The organism is Rhodanobacter spathiphylli B39, from assembly GCF_000264295.1.
Lineage (GTDB): Bacteria > Pseudomonadota > Gammaproteobacteria > Xanthomonadales > Rhodanobacteraceae > Rhodanobacter > Rhodanobacter spathiphylli.
Map to the genome: position 1 here is coordinate 603,547 of NZ_AJXT01000004.1, position 24,789 is coordinate 628,335.

Here is a 24,789-nt window from a genome sequence, read left to right on the forward strand (position 1 = left end):
GCGCCCGCCTGAATGGCGCGCCGGCGAAACACTGGGAACACGTCTTCGGGGCATGGCCGGCATTGAATCGCCAGAGCAGACCCCCATCTGAAAATCATCGCGGCCGCGGGGGCCGCAAAAAAATCTGGAGAGATTGAACATGGGCAAGATCATCGGCATCGACCTGGGCACCACCAACTCCTGCGTGTCCGTGATGGACGGCACGACCACCAAGGTCATCGAGAACTCGGAGGGCGACCGCACCACGCCGTCCATCGTCGCCTTCAACAAGGACGGCGAAGTGCTGGTGGGCGCCTCGGCCAAGCGCCAGGGCGTGACCAACCCGAAGAACACCTTCTACGCGGTGAAGCGCCTGATCGGCCGCAAGTTCACCGACGCCGAAGTGCAAAAGGATCTCCACATCGTGCCCTACGGCATCGTGGCGCACGACAATGGTGACGCCTGGGTGCAGACCTCCGACGGCAAGAAGATGGCGCCGCAGGAGATCGCCGCCAAGGTGTTGATGAAGATGAAGAAGACCGCCGAGGACTATCTCGGCGAGACGATCACCGAGGCGGTGATCACCGTCCCGGCGTACTTCAACGACAGCCAGCGCCAGGCCACCAAGGATGCCGGCAAGATCGCCGGTCTCGACGTCAAGCGCATCATCAACGAGCCGACGGCAGCTGCGCTGGCTTATGGCCTCGACAAGAAGGGTGGCGATCGCAAGATCGCGGTGTACGACCTGGGCGGCGGCACCTTCGACGTGTCGATCATCGAGATTGCCGAGGTCGACGGCGAGAAGCAGTTCGAGGTGCTGGCCACCAACGGCGACACCTTCCTGGGTGGCGAAGACTTCGACATGCGCGTCATCGACTATCTGGTCGAGGAATTCCAGAAGGAGCAGGGCATCGATCTGCGCAAGGACCCGCTGGCGCTGCAGCGCCTGAAGGACGCCGCCGAGCGCGCCAAGATCGAGCTGTCCTCGAACCACCAGACCGACGTGAACCTGCCGTACGTGACGGCCGACGCCTCGGGTCCGAAGCACCTCAACATCAAGCTGACCCGGGCCAAGCTCGAGGCGCTGGTCGAGGATCTGGTCAAGCGCACCATCGATCCGTGCCGCACCGCGTTGAATGACGCCGGCCTGCGCGTGTCCGACATCGACGACGTGATCCTGGTCGGCGGTCAGACCCGCATGCCCAAGGTGCAGGAAGCGGTGAAGGACTTCTTCGGCAAGGAACCGCGCAAGGACGTCAACCCGGACGAGGCCGTCGCCGTGGGCGCGGCGATCCAGGGCGGCGTGCTGGGTGGTTCGGTCAAGGACGTGCTGCTGCTCGACGTCACCCCGCTGTCGCTGGGCATCGAGACGATGGGCGGTGTGATGACCAAGCTGATCGAGAAGAACACCACGGTGCCGACCAAGGCCTCGCAGACCTTCTCCACGGCCGACGACAACCAGACCGCGGTGACCGTGCACGTGCTGCAGGGCGAGCGCGAGCGCGCCAGCGCGAACAAGTCGCTGGGCAAGTTCGACCTGCAGGGCATCGAGCCGGCACCGCGTGGCATGCCGCAGATCGAGGTCACCTTCGACATCGACGCGAACGGCATCCTGCACGTGTCGGCCAAGGACAAGAAGACCGGCAAGGAGCAGAAGATCGAGATCAAGGCCGGCTCTGGCCTGTCCGAGGAAGAGATCGCCCGGATGGTCGCGGACGCTGAGGCGAACAAGGAAGAGGACAAGAAGTTCCACGAGCTGGTGGCTACCCGCAACAAGGCCGACCAGCTTGTCCACGCCACCCGCAGCGCGCTGAAGGAACACGGCGACAAGGTGCCGGCTGACCAGTTGAGCAGCATCGAGGGTGCCTTGTCCGACCTGGAGAAGGTCAAGGACGGCGACGACAAGGCGGCGATCGAATCCAAGGTCGAGAAGCTGGAACAGGTGGCACAGGCGCTGTATGCAGCGGCGCAGGGTGGCGCCCAGGCTGACGCCGGTGCACAGTCCGCACCGGGCGGCGGTTCGGCCCAGCCCGATGACGTGGTGGATGCCGAGTTCACCGAAGTGAAAGACGGCAAGTAATTCGGCATCGTCATCGGCGTTGCCGATGGGCCAGCCCGCGCCGGGAATCTCCCGGCGTGGGCTGTTTGCTGAATGCAGGACAGGGGCGCGACAGGCAGTGTGGATGCATCAATGAGCAAACGTGATTACTACGAAGTGCTGGGCGTGGAGCGCAGCGTCAGCGAAGTCGAGCTGAAGAAATCCTTTCGCCGGCTGGCGATGAAATACCACCCGGATCGCTGCCCGGACGATCCCTCGGCGCAGGACAAGTTCAAGGAGGCCAAGGAGGCCTACGAGGTGCTGTCCGACACCCAGAAACGCGCCATGTACGACCAGCACGGTCATGCCGCGTTCGAGCACGGCATGGGCGGTCGAGGCGGCGCGGGTTTCGGTGACGTGGGCGACATCTTCGGCGACATCTTCGGCGACATCTTCGGTCGTGCCGGCGGCGGACGCGGGCGCCCACGTCGCGGTGCCGACCTGCGCTACATCATGGAACTGGACCTGGAAGAGGCCGTGTTCGGCGTCAGCCGGCAGATCGAGATACCCAGCCAGGTCAACTGCCACCACTGCAACGGCAGCGGCTCGGAGGATGGCAAGGTCAACAAGTGCAAGACCTGCCACGGCCACGGCCAGGTGCGCATGCAGAACGGCATCTTCTCGATCCAGCAGGCCTGCCCGCATTGTGGCGGCAGTGGTCAGACCATCGAGAATCCCTGCAGGAAATGCCACGGCGAAGGCCGCATCGAGGAGACCCGCACGCTGTCCGTGCAGATTCCCGAAGGCGTCGACAATGGTGATCGCATCCGCCTGACCGGGCAGGGCGAGGCGGGTCCTTCCGGGGCCCCGTCCGGTGACCTGTACGTGGAAGTGCAGGTGCGCGAGCACGCGATTTTCCAGCGCGAGGGCAACGATCTCTATTGCGAGCTGCCGATCCGCTTCTCGCAGGCGGCGCTGGGCGCCGAACTACCCGTGCCGACCCTGGATGGCGAGGTGCCGATCAGCATCCCGTCGGAAACCCAGACCGGCACCCAGTTCCGCCTTCGCGGCCGCGGAGTCAAGTCGGTGCGCAGCGGTCGTCATGGCGACCTGATCTGCCGGGTCGTGGTGGAGACGCCGGTGCGCCTGACCAAGCAGCAGCGCGAATTGCTGGAATCACTGGAGGCTACGTTCGACGGCAGCGAGGCCAGCAAGCACACGCCGCGCGCCAACGGCTGGGTCGATGGCGTGAAGAAGTTCTGGTCGAAAGTCACCGCGTGATTTCTGCTGGCCGCAGGCCAGCATCCAATGATCGAGCCACTGGAGTGCGTCGCTGATGACCCGACCCGTCCGTCTTGCCATCAACGGCGCCTCCGGCCGCATGGGTCGTGCCTTGCTGGATCTTGTCGGCAAGGATCCCCGCTTCGCGCTGGTGCATGCGGTGGTGGCCCCCGGTTCGCCGCACGATGGCCAACTGGTGGCGCCACTCACCGACAGCGTCCTGCGCCATGCGCATGACTGGGCGCAGGCGCCGCTGATCGACGTGGTCATCGACTTCAGCAGCCCGGCAGCCCTCTCATCGGCGCTCGATCATTGCCTGGCGCGCGGCATCGGCCTGGTCAGTGGCACCACCGGCCTCGACGCCGCGCTGGAGGCGCGCCTCGCCGACGCCGGCAAGCATGTCGCCCTTCTGCGCGCGGCCAATTTCAGCCTGGGCGTGGCGGTGCTGGCGCGACTGCTGCGCGAAGCCGCTGCCGCGTTGCCGGCGTGGGACCTGGAGATCGTCGAAGCACATCATGGCCGCAAGCAGGATGCTCCCTCGGGCACTGCCCTGGCACTCGGCCATGCCGCCGCCGGCGCGCGGCAAACCACGCTGGAAGCTGCGGCGGTCTGCAGCCGCGAAGGCCGGACCGGCGAGCGCAGCGAGGGCAGCATCGGTTTCGCGGTGGTGCGTGGCGGCGATATCGTCGGTGAGCATTCCGCGATGCTGATCGGGCAGGGCGAACGGCTGGAGCTGATTCATCGTGCCACCGATCGTTCGATCTTTGCGCGGGGTGCCTTGCAGGCGGCGTACTGGCTGGTCGGCCGCGGTGCCGGGCACTGGCAGCTCGAGGATGTCATCGCGACGCAGCGGTGACTTGCGTCGGTGGCTCGATCGGCTGGTGACAGCTCAGTGATAGGAGCTGATCAGGCCGAAGCAGGCGGCGACCAGCAGGAACGCGACGGCAATGATCGACAGCAGGCCGAGCAGCATGCCCTTGCCGGTGCGTGGCTTGTTGCCGTTGAGCAGGACGACGCCCCATACGACGATTGCCAGCGGCGGAAGCAGGAAGCCGCCCAGGACGGCGCCAAGGCTGTTCGTCGTCAGTATCAGCGTCGTCACCAGCACTTCGCCAACGATCATGACCAGCCAGGCCAGGCCGACCCCGGCCGCCAGCGAGCCATCGGAAGCCTCCGGTTCGCGCGGCATGGGCGGCGGAGGTGATGGCGCGGAGGTCGGCGGTTCCAGACGCATCTCACTCATGCGATGTCTCCTCGATGGCACGGCCCTGTTCGATCTCGCGGCGCAGCTTCGTCAACGTGGCAGCCTTGTCGTCGCGGTAGAACAGGTTGAAGGTATCGAACGGAATGATCCGTCCGTCGGGCTGGGCGATGTGCACGCAGGATTTCTTCACCGCACGCAGGTCGAAGCCGTGGGCGTCGATGAACTGCATGATCAGCACGCGGAACACGTTGCGGTAGCCCAGGTCGGACGGCGCCTGCACCTGCGGCAGGCAGCACAGCAGGTCGGCCAGCGAGCAGGCCTGCGATTCGGGAGAGTGGTTGGTGGCGAACAGCTCGAAGACGTGGGCGCGCAGCTCCTCGTCGCGCTCCACCACGATGGTGTTGCGGCCCTTGCTGACCAGGGTTTCCGGTGAGACGAAGCGGGTCAGCGGCACGACCTGGTCGCCCATCTTCAGCGCGTAGGCCATCGCCAGGCAGTCCGGGTTGCATGGCACCGGAATCAGGTCGTCGGGCTGGAACAGCGGACTTTGTTCGAGGATGCGCCGGCGCACCTCGCTCAAGGTCAGCCGGTTGTGTTCCGCATCGTAGCCTTCCAGACGGCCGGCCGCCTGGATCGGCTGAAAGGTTACCCCGCGCACGCACGGCTGGGTCAGCGCGAAGTCGATGATTTCGCCCAGCTCGCCGTCGTTGAGGCCCTTCTTCACGGTGACGACCAGCGTGGTGGAGATGTCGTGCCGGTTGAGATGTTCCAGCGCCTTCAGCCGCACGTCGCGCAGCTTCGCGCCGCGCAAGTCCTTGTGCACCTCGTCGTGCAGGGAATCGAACTGCAGGTACAGCTCGAAGCCGGGCTGGTATCCGGCCAGTCGCGCGGCGAACTCCGGCTCCTTGGCGATGCGCAGGCCGTTGGTGTTGACCATCAGGTGCCGGATCGGACGCGCCTTCGCGGCATCGAGGATCGCGAAGAAATCCGGGTGCAAGGTCGGTTCGCCGCCGGAGATCTGCACCACGTCAGGCTCGCCCTCGTTGGCCACCACCGCGTCGAGCATGCGCTCGACCGTGGGCAGATCGCGAAAGCCGGGACGGTGCGGCCCGCTGTCGGCGTAGCAGATCGGACAGCGCAGGTTGCACTGGTCGGTGATCTCGACCAGGGTCAGGCAGGAGTGCTGCATGTGTTCCGGGCACAGGCCGCAGTCGTACGGACAACCGTAGTGTTGCGGCGTGTTGAAGCGCTGCGGCAGCTCCGGCGGCTTGATGTACAGCTCGCGGCACTGGCGGTAGTACGCGGCGTCGTCGGCGATCAGCACGCGCTCGCGGCCGTGGTGCGGACACCATTTTTCCAGGTAGACGCGTTCATCCTTGATCAGGATCTTCGCCTCGACCCGGCGCAGGCAGGTCGTGCAGATCGACACCGCGCTGTCGTAGAACAGATATGGCCTTACCTTGGCTCCCATGCACCGCTTCCCCTGGCGAACAACGCCCGCAGGATACGTGGAATGTCGCGGGCGTAGTACACCAGCCCGGCCACGCATAGCCATTGCAGCCCGGACAGCCCACCGGGATAGGTGTAGAACACCGGCTTGATGAACTCGACCATCAGGCGGAACAGCAGGTAGCCGATCATGAACGCGCGGAAGCGGTCGCCCGGCCGGGTCAGCGCCTCACGACGCCGGTGCAGCAGCACGTACTGGGCCAGCAGGAAGCCGATCTCGTAGAGCTGGGTGGGATGGCGCGGCAGGCCATCGCCGAAGTCCACGCCCCATGGCAACGTCGTCGGCACGCCGTAGGTATGGTCGCCCAGACCCGCCAGGAAGCAGCCGATCCGTCCGATGCACATGCCCAGGGTCAACGGCAGCACGAAGGCATCGCCGGTGGAGTTGTCGACTCCAGCGACCTTCTTGGCCAGCTCCACGCCGGCAAGGCCGCCGAGCAGGGCGCCGATGATCGATTTGCCTTCCAGCAGGTGGTGCAGGTCGGGGAACTCGGCGAACGCGGTCAGCGGGTCGTCCAGCCAGAACGACAGCTTGGCGCCCAGCGCGGCGCCGACGATCGCACCCACCGCCACCCAGACCAGGTGGTCCTCATGCCGGAATGCCGCCGGCGCCAGTCGACGCCGTGTCCACAGGAAGGTGCGAAAGCCGATCGCGTAGGCCAGTGCCTCGAACGCCGTGTGCAGCGCGACGGGCGACATGGGCAGGGCGAGTTCAGTCGCGATGCGAGGCGTTGCGATCACGGCCCGCCCCGACCTTGCGGTCCAGGCTGCCGAAGATCTTCTTGAAGGCGCGCGAGAACTTGCCGCGCCTGGTCTTGCGCAGTTTCTCCTCTTCGCTGGTCAGCCATGCGACCTGGATCACCCGTCGTTCGCCTTCATAGGGCAAATGCCCGTGGAAGGAGTTGTCACAGCGCTTGAACACGGCGAACTCGCCATAGAGCGGCGTCAGCTCCGGAACGATCACGCTGTCGATGTCATCGATGCGGTGCAGGAAGCGCAGGCAGCCCTCGCTGGTGTCGGGCCACTGGGGGTTGAGGTAGATCAGCGCGGTGGCGATCTTGGACCGGCTGTCGGTATGGATGGTGCCGTGGCGCTTGTTGAGCAGCCGGCACAAGGTGACCAGCGTGGGGTAGCGCCCGAGGTCGTCAATGCCCAGGCGCCGGCCGATGGCGCTGGCGAAGTCCGGTGCGGTCATGTCCCGGATCAGGGCGTTGACGCTCGGTCCGCAGTCGGCCGGGTCGTAAGGGAAGAAGCCGGCGCTGGCGTATGTGGGGAAATCCCGGTCCAGGTCGCTGCGCACTTCGTCAGGCAACTGGCCGTGCGCCACCATGAACGGGAAGGGGGCGTGCTGCACCGTGGTATCCGGGCGATCGAGACGAGCGGGATCGAGCAGGACGGCAGCACTCATGGGGCATCGTTCTCCGGCAAAATGTGGCCTAGTGTAGCGCCGGCCGACTGACTGCAAAGCTCCGGGCATGACTCCAGTTCATGTCCTGCGAGGTGGACAGAAACGGCGTCGCCACTTATCATTTCCAGCCGCCCAGATCCTTTCCCTCACAAGCTCCACAAGCCAGCAATCGTGCGGCTTGCGGACTTTGCTGCATCAAAAAGGCGGTTACCGTATGCCTATTCCTGCCCTGCTGGCCCTCGAAGACGGCAGCGTGTTCCATGGCCACGCTGTCGGAGCCACCGGCGAAACGGTTGGCGAAGTGGTTTTCAACACCGCCATGACCGGTTACCAGGAGATCCTCACCGATCCCTCGTACTCCCGCCAGGTCGTCACGCTGACCTATCCCCACATCGGCAATACCGGCATCAATGCCGAAGACGTGGAATCCACCGCGGTGCACGCCGCCGGCCTGATCGTGCGCGACGTGCCGCGCCGGGCCAGCAGCTGGCGCAGCACCGAGAGCCTGCCCGATTACCTGAAGCGCCATGGCACGGTCGCCATCGCCGGCATCGACACCCGCCGGCTGACCCGCATCCTGCGCGACAAGGGCGCGCTGGCCGGCTGCATCATGGCGGGCGAACAGGTCGACGCCGAAGCGGCGCTGGCCAAGGCGCGCGCATTCCCCGGCCTGAACGGCATGGATCTGGCCAAGGTGGTCAGCACCGCCAAGGCGTATGTCTGGAATCAGGGCGTGTACGACCTCGATCGCGCTGCATTCAACCAGCCCGCGCTGCGCTTCAAGGTGGTGGCCTACGACTTTGGCAGCAAGCTCAACATCCTGCGCCTGCTGGCCGAGCAGGGCTGCGAGGTCACCGTGGTGCCGGCGCAGACGCCTGCCGCCGAGGTGCTGGCGATGCAGCCCGATGGCGTGTTCCTGTCCAACGGCCCCGGCGATCCGGCGGCCTGCGATTACGCCATCGCGGCAACCCGTACTCTCCTCGATGCGAAGATCCCGCTGTTCGGCATCTGCCTCGGCCATCAGCTGATGGGGCTGGCGCTGGGCGGCCGGACGGTCAAGATGAAGTTCGGGCACCACGGTGCCAACCACCCGGTCAAGGATCACGACGACGGCCGCGTGCTGATCACCTCGCAGAACCACGGTTTCGCGGTCGATCCGGCCACGCTGCCGGCCAATGTGCGGGTGACCCACACCTCGCTGTTCGACGGTTCGCTGCAGGGTTTCGCGCTGACCGACCGTCCCGCGTTCTGCTTCCAGGGTCATCCCGAAGCGAGTCCCGGGCCGCTCGATGTCGGCTACCTGTTCCAACGTTTCGCCACCCTGATGCAGGAGGCCCGCACGCATGCCTAAGCGCACCGATATCAAGAGCGTCCTCATCATCGGTGCCGGTCCGATCGTGATCGGCCAGGCCTGCGAGTTCGACTATTCCGGCGCGCAGGCATGCAAGGCGCTGAAGGAAGAGGGCTACCGGGTGATCCTGGTGAACTCCAATCCCGCCACCATCATGACCGACCCGGATACCGCCGATGCGGTCTATATCGAGCCGATCAACTGGCAGACGGTGGAGCGCATCATCGCCAAGGAGCGCCCGGACGCGGTGCTGCCCACGATGGGCGGCCAGACCGGCCTGAACTGCGCGCTCGACCTCGCCGACAACGGCGTGCTGGAGAAGTACAACGTCGAACTGATCGGTGCAAAGCGCGAAGCGATCCGCATGGCCGAGGACCGCGAGCTGTTCCGCGTGGCGATGGCCGAGATCGGGCTGGAATGCCCCAAGGCCGAAATCGCGCGCACCTTCGAGCAGGCGCTGGAAACGCAGGCCAAGGTCGGCTTCCCCACCGTGATCCGGCCCAGCTTCACCCTGGGTGGCTCCGGCGGCGGCATCGCCTACAACCGCGAGGAGTTCGAGGAGATCGTCAAGCGCGGTCTGGAGCTTTCGCCGACCAGCGAAGTGCTGGTCGAGGAGTCCGTGCTGGGCTGGAAGGAATTCGAGATGGAAGTTGTCCGCGACACCGCGGACAACTGCATCATCGTCTGCTCGATCGAGAACCTGGACCCGATGGGCGTGCACACCGGCGACTCGATCACGGTGGCACCGGCGCAGACGCTCACCGACAAGGAATACCAGCGCCTGCGCGACGCCTCGATCGCGGTGCTGCGCAAGATCGGCGTGGACACCGGCGGTTCCAACGTGCAGTTCGGCATCAATGCCGAGGACGGCCGCGTGGTGGTCATCGAGATGAACCCGCGGGTGTCGCGATCGTCCGCGCTGGCATCGAAAGCCACCGGCTTTCCGATCGCCAAGGTCGCCGCGAAACTCGCCGTCGGCTACACCCTGGACGAATTGAAGAACGACATCACCGGCGGCCTGACCCCGGCTTCGTTCGAGCCGTCGATCGACTACGTCGTCACCAAGATTCCGCGTTTTGCGTTCGAGAAGTTCCCGGCTGCGGACGCCCGCCTGACCACGCAGATGAAGTCGGTGGGCGAGGTGATGGCGATCGGCCGCAGCTTCCACGAATCGCTGCAGAAGGCCTTGCGTGGCCTGGAGATCGGCAAGACCGGCCTCAACCCCACCGGCCTGGACCTCGGCACCGAGGACGGCCTGGCCGTGCTCAAGCGCGAATTGCGCGAGCCGCGCCCCGACCGCGTATTCCACCTGGCCGACGCGTTCCGTGCCGGCCTGTCGCTGGAGGAAGTGTTCAACCTCAGCCGCGTCGACCCGTGGTTCCTCGCCGCGTTCGAGGACATCGTGCTGACCGAAGCCGAAGTCATTGCACAGGGCATCACCGCGCTGGACGAACCACGCCTGCGTGAGCTGAAGCGGCAGGGCTTTGCCGACGCACGGATCGCCGAACTGCTGAACACCGACGAAGCCGCCGTGCGCCATCTGCGCCACACGCTGGGCGTGCGACCGGTCTACAAGCGGGTGGATTCCTGCGCGGCCGAGTTCGCCACCAGCACCGCGTACATGTATTCGACCTACGAGGAAGAATGCGAAGCCGAGCCGACCAGCCGCGACAAGATCATCGTGCTCGGTGGTGGCCCGAACCGGATCGGGCAGGGCATCGAGTTCGACTACTGCTGCGTGCATGCCTCGCTGGCGCTGCGCGAGGATGGCTATGAAACCATCATGGTCAACTGCAACCCGGAAACCGTCTCGACCGACTACGACACCTCCGACCGGTTGTACTTCGAGCCGCTGACGCTGGAAGACGTGCTGGAAATCGTCCATGTCGAGAAGCCGAAGGGCGTGATCGTGCAGTACGGCGGGCAGACGCCGCTGAAGCTGGCGCGGGCGCTGGAAGCCGCTGGCGTGCCGATCATCGGCACCAGCCCGGATTCGATCGACCTGGCCGAGGATCGCGAGCGCTTCCAACAGATGATCGAGAAGATCGGCCTGAAGCAGCCGCCGAACCGCACCGCCCGCAACGCCGACGAAGCGCTGGCGCTGGCGCGCGAGATCGGCTATCCGCTGGTGGTGCGCCCCAGCTACGTGCTCGGCGGCCGCGCGATGGAAGTGGTGCACGACGACGCCGACCTGTCGCGCTACATCCGCGATGCGGTGAAGGTTTCGAACGATTCGCCGGTGCTGCTGGACCGCTTCCTCGACCACGCGGTGGAAGTCGACGTGGACGTGATCGCCGACGCCGAGGGCACCGTGCTGATCGGCGGCATCATGGAGCACATCGAGGAGGCCGGCGTCCATTCGGGCGACTCGTCGTGCTCGCTGCCGCCGTACTCGCTGAGTACCGAGATCCAGGACGAGATGCGCCGCCAGGTCAGCGCGATGGCGAAGGAGCTCAAGGTCATCGGCCTGATGAACACCCAGTTCGCGATCCAGGGCGACACGGTCTACATCCTGGAAGTGAACCCGCGTGCCTCGCGCACCGTGCCCTTCGTGTCCAAGGCCACCGGCGTGCCGCTGGCCAAGGTCGCCGCGCGGGTGATGGCGGGTCGTTCGCTGGTGAGCCTCGGCGCCACGCGCGAGGTGATTCCGTCGTACTACTCGGTGAAGGAGGCGATCTTCCCGTTTCTGAAATTCCAGAACGTTGATCCGATCCTGGGTCCGGAGATGCGCTCCACCGGCGAGGTCATGGGCGTGGGGCGCAGCTTCGGTGCCGCGTTCGCCCGTGGCCATGAGGCGGCGGGAATCCGGACGCTTACCGTGGGCAAGGCGTTTCTTTCCGTGCGCGACAGCGACAAGGATCGCCTGCTGACGGTGGCGAAGGAAATCATCGGACGAGGCTTCACCCTGGTGGCGACCTCGGGCACGGCCGGCTACCTGGCCGACCATGGCGTCGCCTGCGAACGGGTCAACAAGGTGCTGGAAGGCCGGCCGCATATCGTCGACCTGATCAAGAACGGCGAGATCGCGTACATCGTCAACACCACCGAGGGCAAGCAGGCGATCGCCGACTCGTTCTCGATCCGGCGCGAGGCTCTGCAGCATCGCGTCACTTATTCCACGACCGTGGCAGGCGCCCGTGCGCTGGTCCATTCGCTCGATTTCCACAGCGATGGCGAAGTGCACAGCCTGCAGGAACTGCACAAGGAGCTCGGCGCATGAGTCGTCCCCCCATCACCAAGAGCGGTTCGGAACGTCTGCGTGGCGAACTCGAGCGGCTGAAGTCGGTCGATCGCCCGCGCATCATCGCGGCGATTGCCGAGGCCCGCGCGCATGGCGATCTGAAGGAAAACGCCGAGTATCACGCGGCGCGCGAGCTGCAGAGCTTCACCGAGGGGCGCATCGCCCAGCTGGAAGCCCTGTTGTCGAACGCCGAAGTGATCGACGTGGCGAAGTTGAACCCCGGCAAGCGGGTCGTCTTCGGCGCGATCGTGGATCTGGAGGACGAAGACAGCGGCGTGGCGGTGACCTACCAGATCGTGGGTGACCTGGAAGCCGACATCAAGCAGAGCCTGATAGCCGTGTCATCGCCGATCGCGCGGGCGCTGATCGGCAAGCATGAAGGTGACAGCTTCGAATTCACCGCGCCGAACGGCGTCAAGCATTACGAAATCACCGGCGTGCGTTACGAATAGCCGGCCTGGCGGCTTCGGTGGATACGATCCGCCGAAGCCACCAGGTGGTTTGCAGACACGAAAAAGGCCGCTTGCGCGGCCTTCTTCGTGTCGCCTTGCGCGATGACTCAGCGCTGACGAGCCTTGAAACGGGGGTTGCTCTTGCAGATCACGAACACCTTGCCGCGACGGCGAACAACCTTGCAGTCGCGATGCCGCGCCTTGGCGGACTTCAAAGAGTTAAGCACCTTCACGGCCAGCTCCTGACACAAAAGAATAAAGTAAGCTGACAATTGTAACCAGTTGAAAGCCTTGTCACAAGCCCGGGGCAATCACCGTTTCCGTGACCGTGGCCAGGAACTGCTGCAGCACGGGGGAGCTGTCGTCGACGCGGGAGGCCAGGGCCAGCAACAGGTAGGCATCGGCGTCTTCCAGCGGCACATAACTGACGCCTGCCAGCCGCACGGCCCGCATGCTGGCCGGGACCAGGGCCAACCCCAGGCCGCCGGCAACTAGGGCCAGCAAGCCGTTGACCTGCTGAGCGTGCTGGATGATCGTGGGCTGAAAACCGGCCCTGGTGGCCAACTTCACCAGGCGATCGTAGAGCGTGGCGACCAGTTGGCGCGGCTGCGACACGAACGCATCGCCGGCGACTTCGGCCAGGTGCAGGCTGCTGCGCCCGGCCAGCGGATGACCGGTGGGGAGAGCCAGCAGCAGCGGTTCACGGTCGATCACGTTCAGCCGCAGGCTGCGCGCCGTCTGGGGGTTGGCCGGTTCATCCCGCACGAAGCCGACGTCGATCTGGCCGGCAAGCAGGGCGGCAAATTGCGGTTCGGTATACATCTCGCTCAACTGCAGCGCGACCCTGGGCGCGATCTGGCCGTAACGGAGCAGGGTCTGGGGTAGGGCGGGATGGAACGAGACAGACACGCTATAGGCCAGCCGCAGCTGGCCGCTGTAGCCGGCAGCAGCGGCGGTGACCTGGCTGCGCGCCTCATCGGCCTTGGCGAGAATCTGTCGAGCCTGTTCGAGGAACACGCGGCCCGGTTCGGTCAGGGCCACGTGGCGCTTGTTGCGCTCGAGCAGCCGTACATCGAGGTCCTCCTCGAGGGCGCGGATCTGCTGGGACAGCGGCGGTTGGGACAGGTGCAGGCGCAATGCCGCCCGGGTGAAGCTCAGCTCCTCGGCGACGGCGACGAAATAGCGCAACTGGCGAAGGTCAAACATATAGCGATATCGAATTAATAATGGGCAAAATATATATTAGATACTTTATTGAGGCGATCATAAAATGACGCCGTCCCGCCACCTCCCCTCCCCCCAGTGGCGGTGACCCTCGCCCCGCAGCGACGCTAAATACGACGTCTGGTTCAACTCCCCCCCTGAACCCACGTCGATGCGTCTCACCTGCGGGGCGCTTTCTTTTTCAGGATCGAACGACACCGCTGTCATCCGGCAGCGGTGTCGTCGCCATGGGCGGCCGCACGACTCCGGTCTCCGAGCGCCCGGGAATGCGCACGCCCTGCGGGCGGTGGCTGGCCCGATTCAGCGCCCCGAAAAAGCGCCGCGCGGTCGGGCAAGACTGGAGGAAGGGCGAGACTAGATCCTGCTGGCGAGTCGAGTGCCCTGGTCGATGGCCCGTTTCGCATCGAGTTCCGCCGCCACGTCGGCGCCGCCGATCACGTGCACCGTGATGCCGGCAGCGATGAGTTCGTCGGCAAGTCGACGGTTGGGTTCCTGGCCGGCGCATATCACCACGTTGTCGACGGGCAGGATCTGCGCCTTGCCATCGACGGTGACGTGCAGGCCCTGGTCATCGAAGCGTTCATAACCGACCTTGCCGAGCATGCTGACCTGCTTGGCCTTCAGCGTCGCACGATGCACCCAGCCGGTGGTCTTGTTGAGTCGAGCGCCAAGGCGGCCCTCGCTGCGCTGGAGCAGCCACACTTGCCGCGCCGGCGGCTCCGGCTGCGGCGCCTGCAGGCCGCTGCGCTGCCGGAGTTCCATGTCCACACCCCATTCCCGGGTCCAGCGAGCCACGTCCGTGGTGGGCGAGGGCAGGTGTTCGACCAGGAATTCGGCCACGTCGAAACCGATGCCGCCGGCGCCGATGACGGCCACCCGTGCACCGACCGGCTGGTGCCGGGCCAGCACGTCGAGATAGCCAAGCACGCGCGGATCATCACTGCCGGGAAAGCTCACCTTGCGTGGCGTGATGCCGGTGGCGATGACCACCTCGTCATAGCCGCCTTCGCGCACCGTCGTGGCATCCGCCAACTGGCCGAGTCGTACCTCGACGCCGACGTCCTCAAGCCGGTGGCGGAAGTAGCGCAAGGTCTCGTGGAACTCTTCCTTGCCGGGAATCTGTTTGGCGACGTTGAACTGGCCACCGATTTCATTGGCCTGGTCGATCAGGGTCACCGCGTGACCCCGTTCGCCCAGGGTGCTGGCGCAGGCCATGCCGGCGGGGCCTGCACCGATCACGGCGATGCGCTTGCGGAGGCTCGCCGGCTCGATCTTCAGCTCGGTCTCGTGACAGGCGCGCGGATTGACCAGGCAGCTGGCGCGCCGGTTCTGGAACACGTGGTCGAGGCAGGCCTGGTTGCAGGCGATGCAGGTGTTGATGCGTTCGCTGCGCCCGGCTCTGGCCTTGTTCGCCCAGGCGGGATCGGCCAGCAGTGGCCGCGCCATCGAAACCATGTCGGCTTCGCCGTCGGCCAGGATGCGTTCGGCCACGTCGGGCATGTTGATCCGGTTGGTGGCGACCAGCGGGATCGCGACCTCGCCCTTCAGTTTTTGCGTGACCCAGGCGAAGCCGGCACGTGGCACGCTGGTGACGATGGTGGGAATGCGTGCCTCGTGCCAGCCGATGCCGGTGTTGATGATGCTGGCGCCGGCCGCCTCGATGCCCCTGGCCAGCGTGGCGATTTCATCCCAGTCCTGGCCGCCCTCGACCAGGTCGAGCATCGACAGCCGATAGATGATGATGAAATCCCGCCCCACCGCTTCGCGCGTGCGGCGCACGACCTCGATCGGAAAGCGCATGCGCCGGTCGGCGTCGCCACCCCAGCGGTCGTTGCGCCGATTGGTGCGCGCGGCGATGAACTCGTTGATCAGATAGCCTTCCGAGCCCATCACCTCGACACCGTCGTAGCCGGCCTCCCGCGCTAGCCGGGCGCAATCCACGAAGTCATTGATGGTGCGCTCCACCCCGCGGGTGGACAGCGCGCGCGGCGTGAACGGGGTGATCGGCGACTTGATCTTCGACGGTGCCACCGACAACGGGTGGTAGCCGTAGCGTCCCGCGTGCAGGATCTGCATGCAGATCCGTCCGCCCTCGGCATGGACGGCGTCCGTGAGCTTGCGATGGCGGGGCTTGTGCCAGGGCATCGTCAGGCGGCCGCCGAACGGCTTCAACCAGCCCTCGATGCTGGGCGAGATGCCGCCGGTGACCATCAGCCCCACGCCGCCGCGGGCGCGCTCGGCGAAATACGCGGCCAGCTTGTCGTAATCGCCGGCCTTGTCTTCCAGCCCGGTGTGCATCGAGCCCATCAGGATGCGGTTGGGCAGGGTGACATGGCCCAGATCGAGCGGGGCAAACAGGTTGGGGTAGTTCATGCGATCCACGGCAGACTCAAACGATCGTATGAATGTGCCGGTGTTCGCTATCCGAAAGCAAGCACCATCTGCGGGTGCAGGCGGTGCTTTAGGCCAGCAGTTGCTGCACCAGCGCGATGTAGCGGCGCATGGCCTCGTCTTGCGGAACACCGCTCAATTGGGCCCACGCCTCGTGTTTGGCCGTGCCGACAAAATCGAAGAAACCGGGTTGGGTGCGCTTCAGATCACCCTCCGAACCCTGTTTGTACAGGGCATACAGCTTCAGCAAGGTGTCGTTGTCGGGGCGCATTCCCAGTCGCTGGATGTCTGCGGCAGCCTGTTCGAACTCGCGGCGAAGATCGGTCATAAGGCAGTTCGACAACGCAGACAGGCAAGGTGGGATCGGCTAGATAGCACGCGTCCGGTAGCGGGTCAACGCGTTAAACTGCGCGCTTTGCCGTTCAGCCAGGATACGCCATGAGCCATGCCCCAGCCCCCGTACTCACCATCGACGGACCATCGGGATCGGGCAAGGGCACCATCAGCGCGCTGGTGGCCGAGCGGCTGGGCTGGCGCCTGCTGGACTCGGGGGCGCTCTATCGTGCCGTGGGTTACGCCGCGGGGATGGCCGGGCTCGACCTTTCGGACGTGGAGGCGGTGACCCGTTGCGCGCAGGGGACGAAGATCCAGTTCCGGGCCGCGCCCGATGGCGGCGAGACCCGGGTGATCGTCAACGGCCACGATGCGACCGACGAATTGCGTACCGAAACCGCCGGTGCAGCCGCTTCGGCGATCGCCTCGATGCCCTCGGTGCGCGAAGCGCTGGTGGCGCTGCAACTGGGCTTCCGCAAGCTGCCGGGCCTGGTGGCTGACGGGCGCGACATGGGCACGGTGATCTTCCCCGATGCCCGGTACAAGGTTTTCCTCACCGCCAGCGCCGTGGAACGGGCGAAAAGGCGCTATAAGCAGTTGAAGGAAAAGGGACTCAGCGTTACACTTGCTGGCCTTCAGCGCGAAATTGAGGCGCGTGACAGCCGCGATGCTTCGCGTGCCGTGGCGCCGCTCAAGCCTGCCGCTGATGCCTTGCTGGTGGATACCACCGGCATGGGCATCGACGAGGTCGTTGCGAAAGTATTTGCCGTCGTGCAGCCCTGAACGGGTTGCGCGGCGGCTTTTGTGCCCCTGCCATGGCAGGGGGTTTTGGCCAACGGTGATGGCGGTCGGTTCCTTGTTGGAACCCCTCATGCACCCTCAACCGGTGGATCGGAAGTTCGCGCACCAACCATTCCAGCGCAATGAACCACGATCCTTTCCCACTATGGAATCAACATGACTGAAAGTTTTGCCGAACTGTTTGAACAGAGCCAGCAGGCCATCTCCAAGCTGAAGCCCGGCGCCATCGTCACCGGCATCGTTGTGGAAATCCGCAACGACGTCGTCGTGATCAACGCTGGCCTGAAGAGCGAAGGCATCGTCCCCATCGAGCAGTTCAAGAGCGAAGAGGGCGTGCTGGAGGTGCAGGTAGGCGACGAGGTGAAGGTAGCCCTCGAAGCTTTGGAAGACGGTTTCGGCGAGACCAAGCTGTCGCGCGAGAAAGCCAAGCGCTCGATGGTGTGGGACGACCTGGAACAGGCGTTCGACAAGGAAGAGACCATCAAGGGCATGATCTCGGGCAAGGTCAAGGGCGGTTTCACCGTCGACATCAAGGACGTTCGCGCGTTCCTGCCCGGTTCGCTGGTCGACGTGCGCCCGGTGCGCGAGCCGACCTACCTCGAGGGCAAGGAACTCGAGTTCAAGATCATCAAGCTCGACCGCAAGCGCAACAACGTGGTGGTCAGCCGCCGCGCCGTCGTCGAGACCGAGTTCTCCGCCGAGCGCGAGCAGCTGCTTGAGCGCCTGACCGAGGGTGCCGTCGTCAAGGGTGTGGTGAAGAACCTCACCGATTACGGCGCGTTCGTGGACCTGGGCGGCATCGACGGCCTGCTGCACATCACCGACATGGCGTGGAAGCGCGTGCGTCATCCGTCCGAAGTGGTCAACGTCGGCGACGAGCTGGACGTGCGCGTGCTGAAGTACGACAAGGAGCGCAACCGCGTTTCGCTGGGCCTGAAGCAGCTGGGCGACGACCCGTGGGTCGCCATCGCCCGCCGTTACCCGGTCGGCAGCCGCCTGTTCGGCAAGGTCTCCAACGTCACCGATTACGGCTGCTTCGTGGAGATCGAGCCGGGCGTGGAAGGCCTGGTGCACGTGTCCGAGATGGACTGGACCAACAAGAACGTCAATCCGGCCAAGGTGGTTCAGGTCGGTGACGAAACCGAAGTCACCGTGCTGGACGTGGACGAGGAGCGTCGCCGCATCTCGCTGGGCATCAAGCAGACCCGCTCGAACCCGTGGGAAGCGTTCGCAGCGATGCACAAGAAGGGTGACAAGGTGTCCGGCCAGATCAAGTCGATCACCGACTTCGGCGTGTTCATCGGCCTGGACGGCGGCATCGACGGCCTGGTGCACCTGTCCGACATCTCCTGGCAGATGTCCGGCGAAGATCTGGTTCGCAACTTCAAGAAGGGCGACGAGATCGAGGCCGTGGTGCTGGCGGTTGATCCTGAGCGCGAGCGCATCTCGCTCGGCATCAAGCAGATGGAGCAGGATCCGTTCGGCCAGTTCATGGCGGCGAATCCGCGCGGCACCATCGTCAACGGCACCGTCAAGGAAGTCGATGCGAAGGGTGCGGTGATCGATCTGGGCGAAGGCGTCGAGGGTTACCTGCGCGCCAACGACATCGCCAAGGAGCGCATCGACGATGCCACGCTGCATCTGAAGGTGGGCGACAAGGTCGAGGCCAAGTTCACCGGCATGGATCGCAAGGGTCGCCAGCTGGCGCTCTCGATCCGCGCGAAGGACGAGGAAGACGCACCGGATACGTCGGTCGACTATTCGTCTGCCGCCAGCGGCACGACCAAGCTTGGTGCGCTGCTCAAGGAGCAGTTCAACAAGGCTGACTGATCGCGTTGCATCCGTCTGACACGGGGCGGCTTCTGCCGCCCCGTTGTTTCACGTCACGGACATTGGGGCCCATGACTAAATCCGAATTGATCGAGGCGCTGGCCAGGCGTCAGACCCATCTTGCGTTTGCCGATGTCGAGATGGCCGTCAAGAGCGTCATCGAACAGATGAGCCATGCCCTGGCTCATGGCGAGCGTATCGAGGTGCGTGGTTTCGGCAGCTTCGCGCTGCATTACCGGCCACCGCGCATGGGGCGCAACCCCAAGACCGGCGAAGCCGTGGCATTGCCCGGCAAGCACGTTCCGCACTTCAAGCCAGGCAAGGAGCTGCGTGAACGGGTCAACCAGGATCTCGAGACAGGCACCGTCTGACCGGCAGGTCATGCACAGTGCCATGGAAACAAGGCAGGCGACGCGAGTCGGCCTGCTTTTTTTCGTCTTTGATCCGGGCCGGCGCACACGCATGAATCATCGCCGCACGGAATCCCTGTGGCGCCTGTGCCAGTCATCACCAATCGGGTAAAGTCGCCCCATGCGACTGCTCGCCATCATTCTCCTGCTGATCTTCATCGCCGCCGGCATCGTCTTCGGTGCGCTCAACGCCGACCTCGTCGGCTACGACCTGGGCATTGCGCAACTCCGTCTGCCCAAGGGCGCAGCGCTGCTCGGCGCGGTCGTGATCGGATGGCTGCTCGGTGGACTGACCGCCTGGCTGGGCGTGAGCATGCGCCAGGGTCGCCAGCAGCGCCGCCAGTCGCGCGCGGACAAGAAGTCGCCGGTCAAGCCATGAATCTCGTGCTCGTGCTGGTTTCCCTGGTGCCGATCGCGTTCGTGCTGGGCTGGTGGACTTCGCGCCAGTTCGGCGCACGCCGCTCCGGCGCCGAGGTCAGCGCGTTGTCGTCGGACTACTTCCGTGGCCTGAACTACCTGCTCAACGAGGAGCAGGACAAGGCGATCGAGGTGTTCCTCAAGCTGGCCGAATACAACCGCGATACGGTCGAGACGCACCTGGCCCTGGGCAACCTGTTCCGCCGGCGCGGCGAGGTGGATCGGGCGATCCGCCTGCACCAGCACCTGGTTTCGCGCCCCGGCCTCACCGATGCAATGAAGACGGTGGCGCTGCTGGAACTGGGTGAAGACTACATGCGGGCGGGGCTGCTCGATCGCGCCGAGGCGCTGTTCTGCGACCTGGTGGCGATGAACGCACACGCGCCCTCTGCGCTGCGGCACCTGATTGCCATCTACCAGCACGAACGCGACTGGCACAAGGCGATCGAGCACGCACGCCGCCTCGAGGTGATGACCGGCGAGGACGAGGCGCCGATGATCGCCCAGTTCTATTGCGAGCTGGCCGACCGCTCGCGCCAGCACGGAGCGCGCGCCGAAGCACGCGACTATCTCAGGCAGGCCTTCGACTGCCAGCCGGATTGCGTGCGGGCATTCATGTTGACCGGCAGGTTGCTGTCCGAAGATGGCCAGCACGCCGACGCCGTGACGGCGTATGAATCGGCGATCCAGGCCGATATCGCATTCACCCCGGAAATCCTGCCGCCGCTGCTCAACAGTTACGCCAGGTCTCAGCAGATGGAACGTGCGGAAGTTTTTCTGCGCGAGATGATCGGTCGCTACCACGGCGTCTCGCCGGTGCTGGCGCTGGCCCACCTTTACAAGGAGCGCGACGGCGAGCGTGCGGCGATCGATTTCCTCACCACCCAGCTGCGCCAGCGGCCTTCGGTGCGCGGCCTGATGGCGCTGATCGACGCGACCATGGACAAGATCGAGGGGGAGGCACGCGAGAACTTCCTGATCCTGCGCGACCTTACCCGCAAGCTGCTTGAAGGGCAGGCGATGTACCGCTGCAGTCGATGCGGTTTCGGTGCCAAGGCCCATCACTGGCAGTGTCCGAGCTGCAAGAGCTGGAGCACGATCCGGCCCATCCATGGTGTGGCCAGCGAGTGAGCAGCGGATGTTCGTGACCATCGGATGGTTGTCCTGCAGTTTCCTGATCACCTTGCTCGTGGTCCGAGCTTCGATCAGTTATGCCCGTCGACGCGGCATGCTGGATCTGCCCGGGCAGCGACGATCCCACAGCGTGGCCACGCCGCGCGGCGGCGGGATCGGCGTGGTGGTGGCCATGCTGGGGTGTCTTCCGGGCGTGTTGTGTGCGGCGCCGGCGGGCTGGCCCCTCGGCGTGACGGCCGGGCTGCTCGCCGGATTCCTGCTCGTCGCCGTCGCCGGGTGGTGGGACGACCATCGCTCGTTGCCGGTGTTGCCACGGCTGTTTGCCCAGTTGCTCGGCACGGGCCTGTTTTCGGCAGGCTTGCTGGCGACTGGCATGCCGGCGTGGTGGTTGCCCCTGCTGCTGGTAGGTGGCGTATGGAGCATCAACCTGCACAATTTCATGGACGGCATCGATGGTTTGCTGGCGCAACAGGCGATCTTCCTCGGCGCGGGGCTGGCCCTGTTGGCATGGCAGGCGGCGCAGCCGGCCCTGGCGCTGGCGGCGGCGGTGATGGCGGTGTCGCTGGCAGGATTCTGGTGGTTCAATCGCCCGCCCGCGAAGATCTTCATGGGTGATGTGGGCAGCGGCAGCATCGGCCTGCTGATCTTCGCCTTTACCGCCATGCTGTGGCGCGTCGAGGCGGCGCTGGTCTGGCCCGCTCTGATCCTGTCCTCGGCGTTCGCGGTGGACGCCAGCCTGACCCTGTTGACGCGCATGTGGCGGGGGCGGCGCTGGTACACTGCGCATCGCGAGCATCTCTACCAGTGGACGGTACGTCGTGGTGCCACCCACGCCCAGACCGATCTCGCCTATCTGGGCTGGAACCTGCTTGTTGCCGCGCCAACGGCCTGGTTGGCCTGCAGTCATCTGCGCCTGGCCCTGCCGATTACCATGGCGGTCTATGCAGTGGCGTCGACCGTGTGGCTGGCGCTGAAACGTCGTTGTCTGCGGCGCAACTTGAACGGGACATCTCATGTCGCTGCGTAAGCTTGTCGGTTTCATCCATCCCCGCATCGCCGTCGTCCTGCACGACTTGATGATGGCCGCGCTGGCCTGGTGGATTGCCAAGCTGTTCCGCTATGCCTTGAAGCCCGATGAAGTGGTCAGCTTCCAGCTGCTGGAGTTTCCCATCGTGCTGCTGGTGCAGGGCCTGATCTTCCGCTGGACCGGGCTGTACAAGAGCGTATGGCGCTTCGCCAGCCTGCCTGATCTGTGGAACATCGTGCGCGCGGTGCTGGCGGGTACGATCTCCATCGGCGTGACGCTGTTCCTCTACGAGCGCCTGGAAGGCGTGCCGCGCTCCGTGCTGGTGCTCTATCCGCTGCTGTTGTCGATACTGCTTGGCGTACCCCGACTGGCTTATCGCTACTGGAAGGACAGCCGCAACGACCTGCTGCAGAACCAGAGCGTCAAGCGCGTGCTGATCGTGGGCGCGGATCGCGCCGGCGAGGTGCTTTCGCGCGACCTCCATCGCGACCGACGTTACGCGGTGGTCGGTTTTGTCGACGACAAGTCCAGCCTGCGTGGCGCCAGCATCAACGGACATCCGATCCTGGGACGACTGGAGCAATTGCCCGAAGTGGCACGCGAGGCGGCGGTCGACATGCTGCTGATCGCACTGCCGGGCGCTTCCACGATCGAGATGCGACGGGTGGTCGCGCTGTGCGATGCCACCGACCTGCCATACCGCACGGTGCCCCGGCTGGAGGACGTGGTTGCCGGCCGGGCCCAGTTCAACCAGATCAAGGAAGTGGCGATCGAGGACCTGCTTGGTCGCGACGCGGTCGAACTGGACTGGACGGCCATCCGCGAAACGCTCAGCGGCCGTCGCGTGCTGATCACCGGTGGTGGCGGCTCGATCGGTTCGGAGCTGTGCCGGCAGGTGGCTCGTCTGGGGGCGCAGTCGCTGACCGTGGTGGAGCAGAGCGAGTACAACCTGTACCGCATTGGCCAGGAACTGCGCGCCGAGTTTCCCGAGTTGATCTTCGACGGCGTCCTGGCTCGCTGTGGCGACCGGGTGGCCATGCGCAAGGTGTTTGCCGACCTGCAACCTCAGGTCGTGTTCCACGCGGCAGCGTACAAGCACGTGCCGATGCTGCAGGGGCAGCTTCGTGCAGGCTTCGACAACAACGTGCTGGGTACCTGCGTGGTGGCCGATGCCGCACGCGAGACGGGCGTCGAATGCTTCGTGCTGATCTCCACCGACAAGGCGGTCAACCCGACCAGCGTCATGGGCGCGTGCAAGCGCGTGGCCGAGATCTACTGCCAGAACCTCAATGCGCAGACCACCACCCGTTTCATGACGGTGCGCTTCGGCAACGTGCTGGACTCGGCCGGATCGGTGGTGCCGCTGTTCCGGCGGCAGATCCGTGCAGGTGGCCCGGTCACCGTCACCCATCCCGAGGTGTCGCGCTATTTCATGACGATTCCCGAAGCCTGCCAGCTGATCCTGCAGACTGCGAGCATCGGCACGGGCGGCGAGATCTATGCCCTGGACATGGGCGAGCCGGTGAAGATCCGCGACCTGGCCGAGCAGATGATCCGCCTGGCCGGCAAGAAGCCCGGCAGCGAGGTCCCGATCGTGTACACCGGCCTGCGCTCTGGCGAGAAGCTGTTCGAGGAATTGTTCCATCCGCTGGAAAACTATTGCGCGACCACCCACGCCAAGATTTTTCTGGCCCAGCACCGCGAAGTGTCGTGGGAGCTGCTGCAATCCCTGCTGAAGAAGGCCGCCGAAGCGGTGGACGCCTTCGATGAGGAAGAACTTCGCCGTTGCGTGTCCAGCCTGTTGCCCTCGTTCCGCTGGAGCGAGTCGGCGCAGCCGGACAACGTGGTGTCCATCCGTCGTGCCAATCCGGAGATCAATGAGTGAGCAAGCCTCTGCGCAAAGTGGTGTTCCCCGTCGCCGGCCTCGGCACGCGCTTTCTGCCGGCGACCAAGGTCGTCGCCAAGGAAATGCTGCCGGTCCTGGACAAGCCCCTGATCCAGTACGCCGTCGACGAGGCTGTCGATGCCGGCGCGGACACGCTGATCTTCGTCACCAATCGCTACAAGCACGCCATCGCCGACTACTTCGACAAGGCCTACGAGCTGGAGTCGAAGCTGCAGGAAAAAGGCAAGGCCGAACTGCTGGCGCTGGTGCAGGGCACCCTGCCGCGCAACGTCCGGGCGATCTTCGTGACGCAGCCCGAAGCGCTCGGCCTGGGCCACGCCGTGTTGTGCGCCAAGCCCGTTGTCGGTGACGAGCCGTTCGGCGTGGTGTTGCCCGATGACCTGATCTGGAACGGCCCCGGCAAGGGCGCGCTGCGGCAGATGGCCGAACTGGCCGATGCGCAGCAGGCCGGCGTGATCGCGGTCGAGGAAGTGCCGCACGACGAGACGGACAAGTACGGCATCGTCGACGCCACCCCGATCGATGAGCGCAGCGCGCTGATCCGCAGCATGGTCGAGAAGCCCAAGCCGGCAGACGCCCCGTCGAACCTGGCCGTGGTCGGTCGTTATGTGCTGCCTGGCCGGATCTTCCAGTTGCTGGAACAGACCACGCCGGGGGCAGGGGGCGAAATCCAGCTCACCGACGCGATCGATGCCTTGCTCAGGGAACAGGGCAAGGTGCTGGCGCATCGTTTCGAAGGCATCCGCTTCGACTGCGGCAACAAGGCCGGACTGGTCCGCGCCACCATGCACATGGCGATGCAGGATCCGAAGCTCGCTCCGACGGTCCGCGCGTTCCTCGAACAGCTTTGAGC

22 protein-coding genes are annotated in these 24,789 nt (G+C 65.2%); 14 read left to right on the forward strand and 8 right to left on the reverse strand.

All coding sequences use genetic code 11. From position 1 onward, the window contains the following. Nucleotides 1-139 precede the first annotated feature (139 nt). The 3 genes from dnaK to dapB all read left to right on the forward strand — a co-directional run bounded on the left by dnaK (nt 140) and on the right by dapB (nt 4,154). Nucleotides 140-2,059 carry a molecular chaperone DnaK gene (gene dnaK, locus UU7_RS03530; RefSeq protein ID WP_007805408.1) on the forward strand — a complete coding sequence of 640 codons (1,920 nt, stop codon included), beginning with the start codon at nt 140-142 and terminating at the stop codon, nt 2,057-2,059. Nucleotides 2,060-2,170: 111 nt separating this feature from the next. Next, on the forward strand, nt 2,171-3,298 hold the full coding sequence (dnaJ, locus tag UU7_RS03535) for a molecular chaperone DnaJ (RefSeq protein ID WP_007805409.1): 1,128 nt from the start codon (nt 2,171-2,173) through the stop codon (nt 3,296-3,298). Nucleotides 3,299-3,353: 55 nt separating this feature from the next. After that, complete coding sequence (dapB, locus tag UU7_RS03540) at nt 3,354-4,154, forward strand: 4-hydroxy-tetrahydrodipicolinate reductase (RefSeq protein WP_007805411.1); 801 nt, start codon at nt 3,354-3,356, stop codon at nt 4,152-4,154. 33 nt (nt 4,155-4,187) lie between these two features. Here the strand turns inward: dapB and UU7_RS03545 are convergent, their stop codons facing one another. From UU7_RS03545 to UU7_RS03560, 4 genes are read right to left on the reverse strand one after another with little or no spacing between them, the layout of a single operon-like run. Then, entirely contained in the window at nt 4,188-4,541 is a 354-nt protein-coding gene (locus tag UU7_RS03545) for a hypothetical protein (protein ID WP_007805414.1), read from the reverse strand. After that, nucleotides 4,534-5,973 (reverse strand): radical SAM protein, encoded by a 1,440-nt coding sequence (locus tag UU7_RS03550; RefSeq protein ID WP_007805416.1) that lies wholly within the window; start codon nt 5,971-5,973, stop codon nt 4,534-4,536. Before UU7_RS03550 ends, UU7_RS03545 begins: the two co-directional genes overlap by 8 nt. After that, nucleotides 5,958-6,710, reverse strand: coding sequence for a prolipoprotein diacylglyceryl transferase (locus tag UU7_RS03555; protein ID WP_007805418.1), 753 nt, complete (start codon nt 6,708-6,710; stop codon nt 5,958-5,960). Before UU7_RS03555 ends, UU7_RS03550 begins: the two co-directional genes overlap by 16 nt. 13 nt (nt 6,711-6,723) lie before the next feature. Beyond that, on the reverse strand, nt 6,724-7,419 hold the full coding sequence (locus tag UU7_RS03560; protein ID WP_007805420.1) for a 2OG-Fe(II) oxygenase family protein: 696 nt from the start codon (nt 7,417-7,419) through the stop codon (nt 6,724-6,726). A gap of 214 nt (nt 7,420-7,633) precedes the next feature. Between UU7_RS03560 and carA the strand changes: the two genes are divergently transcribed. Genes carA through greA form a run of 3 tightly spaced genes read left to right on the forward strand, consistent with a single transcriptional unit; the run spans nt 7,634 to nt 12,463 of the window. Further along, the gene (gene carA, locus UU7_RS03565) at nt 7,634-8,770 is read left to right on the forward strand and encodes a glutamine-hydrolyzing carbamoyl-phosphate synthase small subunit (protein WP_007805421.1); all 1,137 of its coding nucleotides are present in this window, start codon (nt 7,634-7,636) and stop codon (nt 8,768-8,770) included. Beyond that, complete coding sequence (carB, locus tag UU7_RS03570) at nt 8,763-11,990, forward strand: carbamoyl-phosphate synthase large subunit (protein ID WP_007805423.1); 3,228 nt, start codon at nt 8,763-8,765, stop codon at nt 11,988-11,990. Before carA ends, carB begins: the two co-directional genes overlap by 8 nt. Next, entirely contained in the window at nt 11,987-12,463 is a 477-nt protein-coding gene (greA, locus tag UU7_RS03575; RefSeq protein ID WP_007805425.1) for a transcription elongation factor GreA, read from the forward strand. The genes carB and greA overlap by 4 nt, the downstream gene beginning before the upstream one ends. Before the next feature lie 107 nt (nt 12,464-12,570). Here greA and ykgO read toward each other — a convergent pair whose 3' ends face one another. The 4 genes from ykgO to UU7_RS03590 form a co-directional block, all read right to left on the reverse strand. Then, the gene (gene ykgO / locus UU7_RS17570) at nt 12,571-12,696 is read right to left on the reverse strand and encodes a type B 50S ribosomal protein L36 (protein ID WP_007508267.1); all 126 of its coding nucleotides are present in this window, start codon (nt 12,694-12,696) and stop codon (nt 12,571-12,573) included. A gap of 61 nt (nt 12,697-12,757) precedes the next feature. After that, entirely contained in the window at nt 12,758-13,669 is a 912-nt protein-coding gene (locus UU7_RS03580) for a LysR substrate-binding domain-containing protein (RefSeq protein WP_007805427.1), read from the reverse strand. A 372-nt stretch (nt 13,670-14,041) separates the two neighbouring features. Beyond that, nucleotides 14,042-16,060 carry an NADPH-dependent 2,4-dienoyl-CoA reductase gene (locus UU7_RS03585; RefSeq protein WP_007805429.1) on the reverse strand — a complete coding sequence of 673 codons (2,019 nt, stop codon included), beginning with the start codon at nt 16,058-16,060 and terminating at the stop codon, nt 14,042-14,044. Nucleotides 16,061-16,148: 88 nt separating this feature from the next. Continuing rightward, complete coding sequence (locus tag UU7_RS03590) at nt 16,149-16,406, reverse strand: acyl-CoA-binding protein (RefSeq protein ID WP_007805431.1); 258 nt, start codon at nt 16,404-16,406, stop codon at nt 16,149-16,151. Between the two features lie 110 nt (nt 16,407-16,516). Between UU7_RS03590 and cmk the strand changes: the two genes are divergently transcribed. The 8 genes from cmk (at nt 16,517) to galU (ending at nt 24,787) form a co-directional block, all read left to right on the forward strand. Next, entirely contained in the window at nt 16,517-17,194 is a 678-nt protein-coding gene (cmk, locus tag UU7_RS03595; protein ID WP_007805433.1) for a (d)CMP kinase, read from the forward strand. Nucleotides 17,195-17,368: 174 nt separating this feature from the next. Next, nucleotides 17,369-19,042, forward strand: a complete 1,674-nt coding sequence (rpsA, locus tag UU7_RS03600) for a 30S ribosomal protein S1 (RefSeq protein ID WP_007805435.1) — start codon at nt 17,369-17,371, stop codon at nt 19,040-19,042. A 71-nt stretch (nt 19,043-19,113) separates the two neighbouring features. Next, nucleotides 19,114-19,413, forward strand: coding sequence for an integration host factor subunit beta (locus UU7_RS03605; RefSeq protein ID WP_007805437.1), 300 nt, complete (start codon nt 19,114-19,116; stop codon nt 19,411-19,413). A gap of 160 nt (nt 19,414-19,573) precedes the next feature. Continuing rightward, nucleotides 19,574-19,831, forward strand: a complete 258-nt coding sequence (locus UU7_RS03610; protein WP_007805439.1) for a lipopolysaccharide assembly protein LapA domain-containing protein — start codon at nt 19,574-19,576, stop codon at nt 19,829-19,831. Then, nucleotides 19,828-21,000: a lipopolysaccharide assembly protein LapB gene (lapB, locus tag UU7_RS03615; RefSeq protein ID WP_007805440.1), complete on the forward strand. Its 1,173-nt coding sequence runs from the start codon at nt 19,828-19,830 to the stop codon at nt 20,998-21,000. The genes UU7_RS03610 and lapB overlap by 4 nt, the downstream gene beginning before the upstream one ends. 7 nt (nt 21,001-21,007) lie before the next feature. Continuing rightward, nucleotides 21,008-22,030, forward strand: coding sequence for an MraY family glycosyltransferase (locus UU7_RS03620; protein ID WP_007805442.1), 1,023 nt, complete (start codon nt 21,008-21,010; stop codon nt 22,028-22,030). Beyond that, nucleotides 22,017-23,915, forward strand: coding sequence for a nucleoside-diphosphate sugar epimerase/dehydratase (locus UU7_RS03625; RefSeq protein WP_007805443.1), 1,899 nt, complete (start codon nt 22,017-22,019; stop codon nt 23,913-23,915). The genes UU7_RS03620 and UU7_RS03625 overlap by 14 nt, the downstream gene beginning before the upstream one ends. After that, on the forward strand, nt 23,912-24,787 hold the full coding sequence (gene galU, locus UU7_RS03630) for a UTP--glucose-1-phosphate uridylyltransferase GalU (protein ID WP_007805444.1): 876 nt from the start codon (nt 23,912-23,914) through the stop codon (nt 24,785-24,787). Before UU7_RS03625 ends, galU begins: the two co-directional genes overlap by 4 nt. Nucleotides 24,788-24,789: the final 2 nt, after the last annotated feature.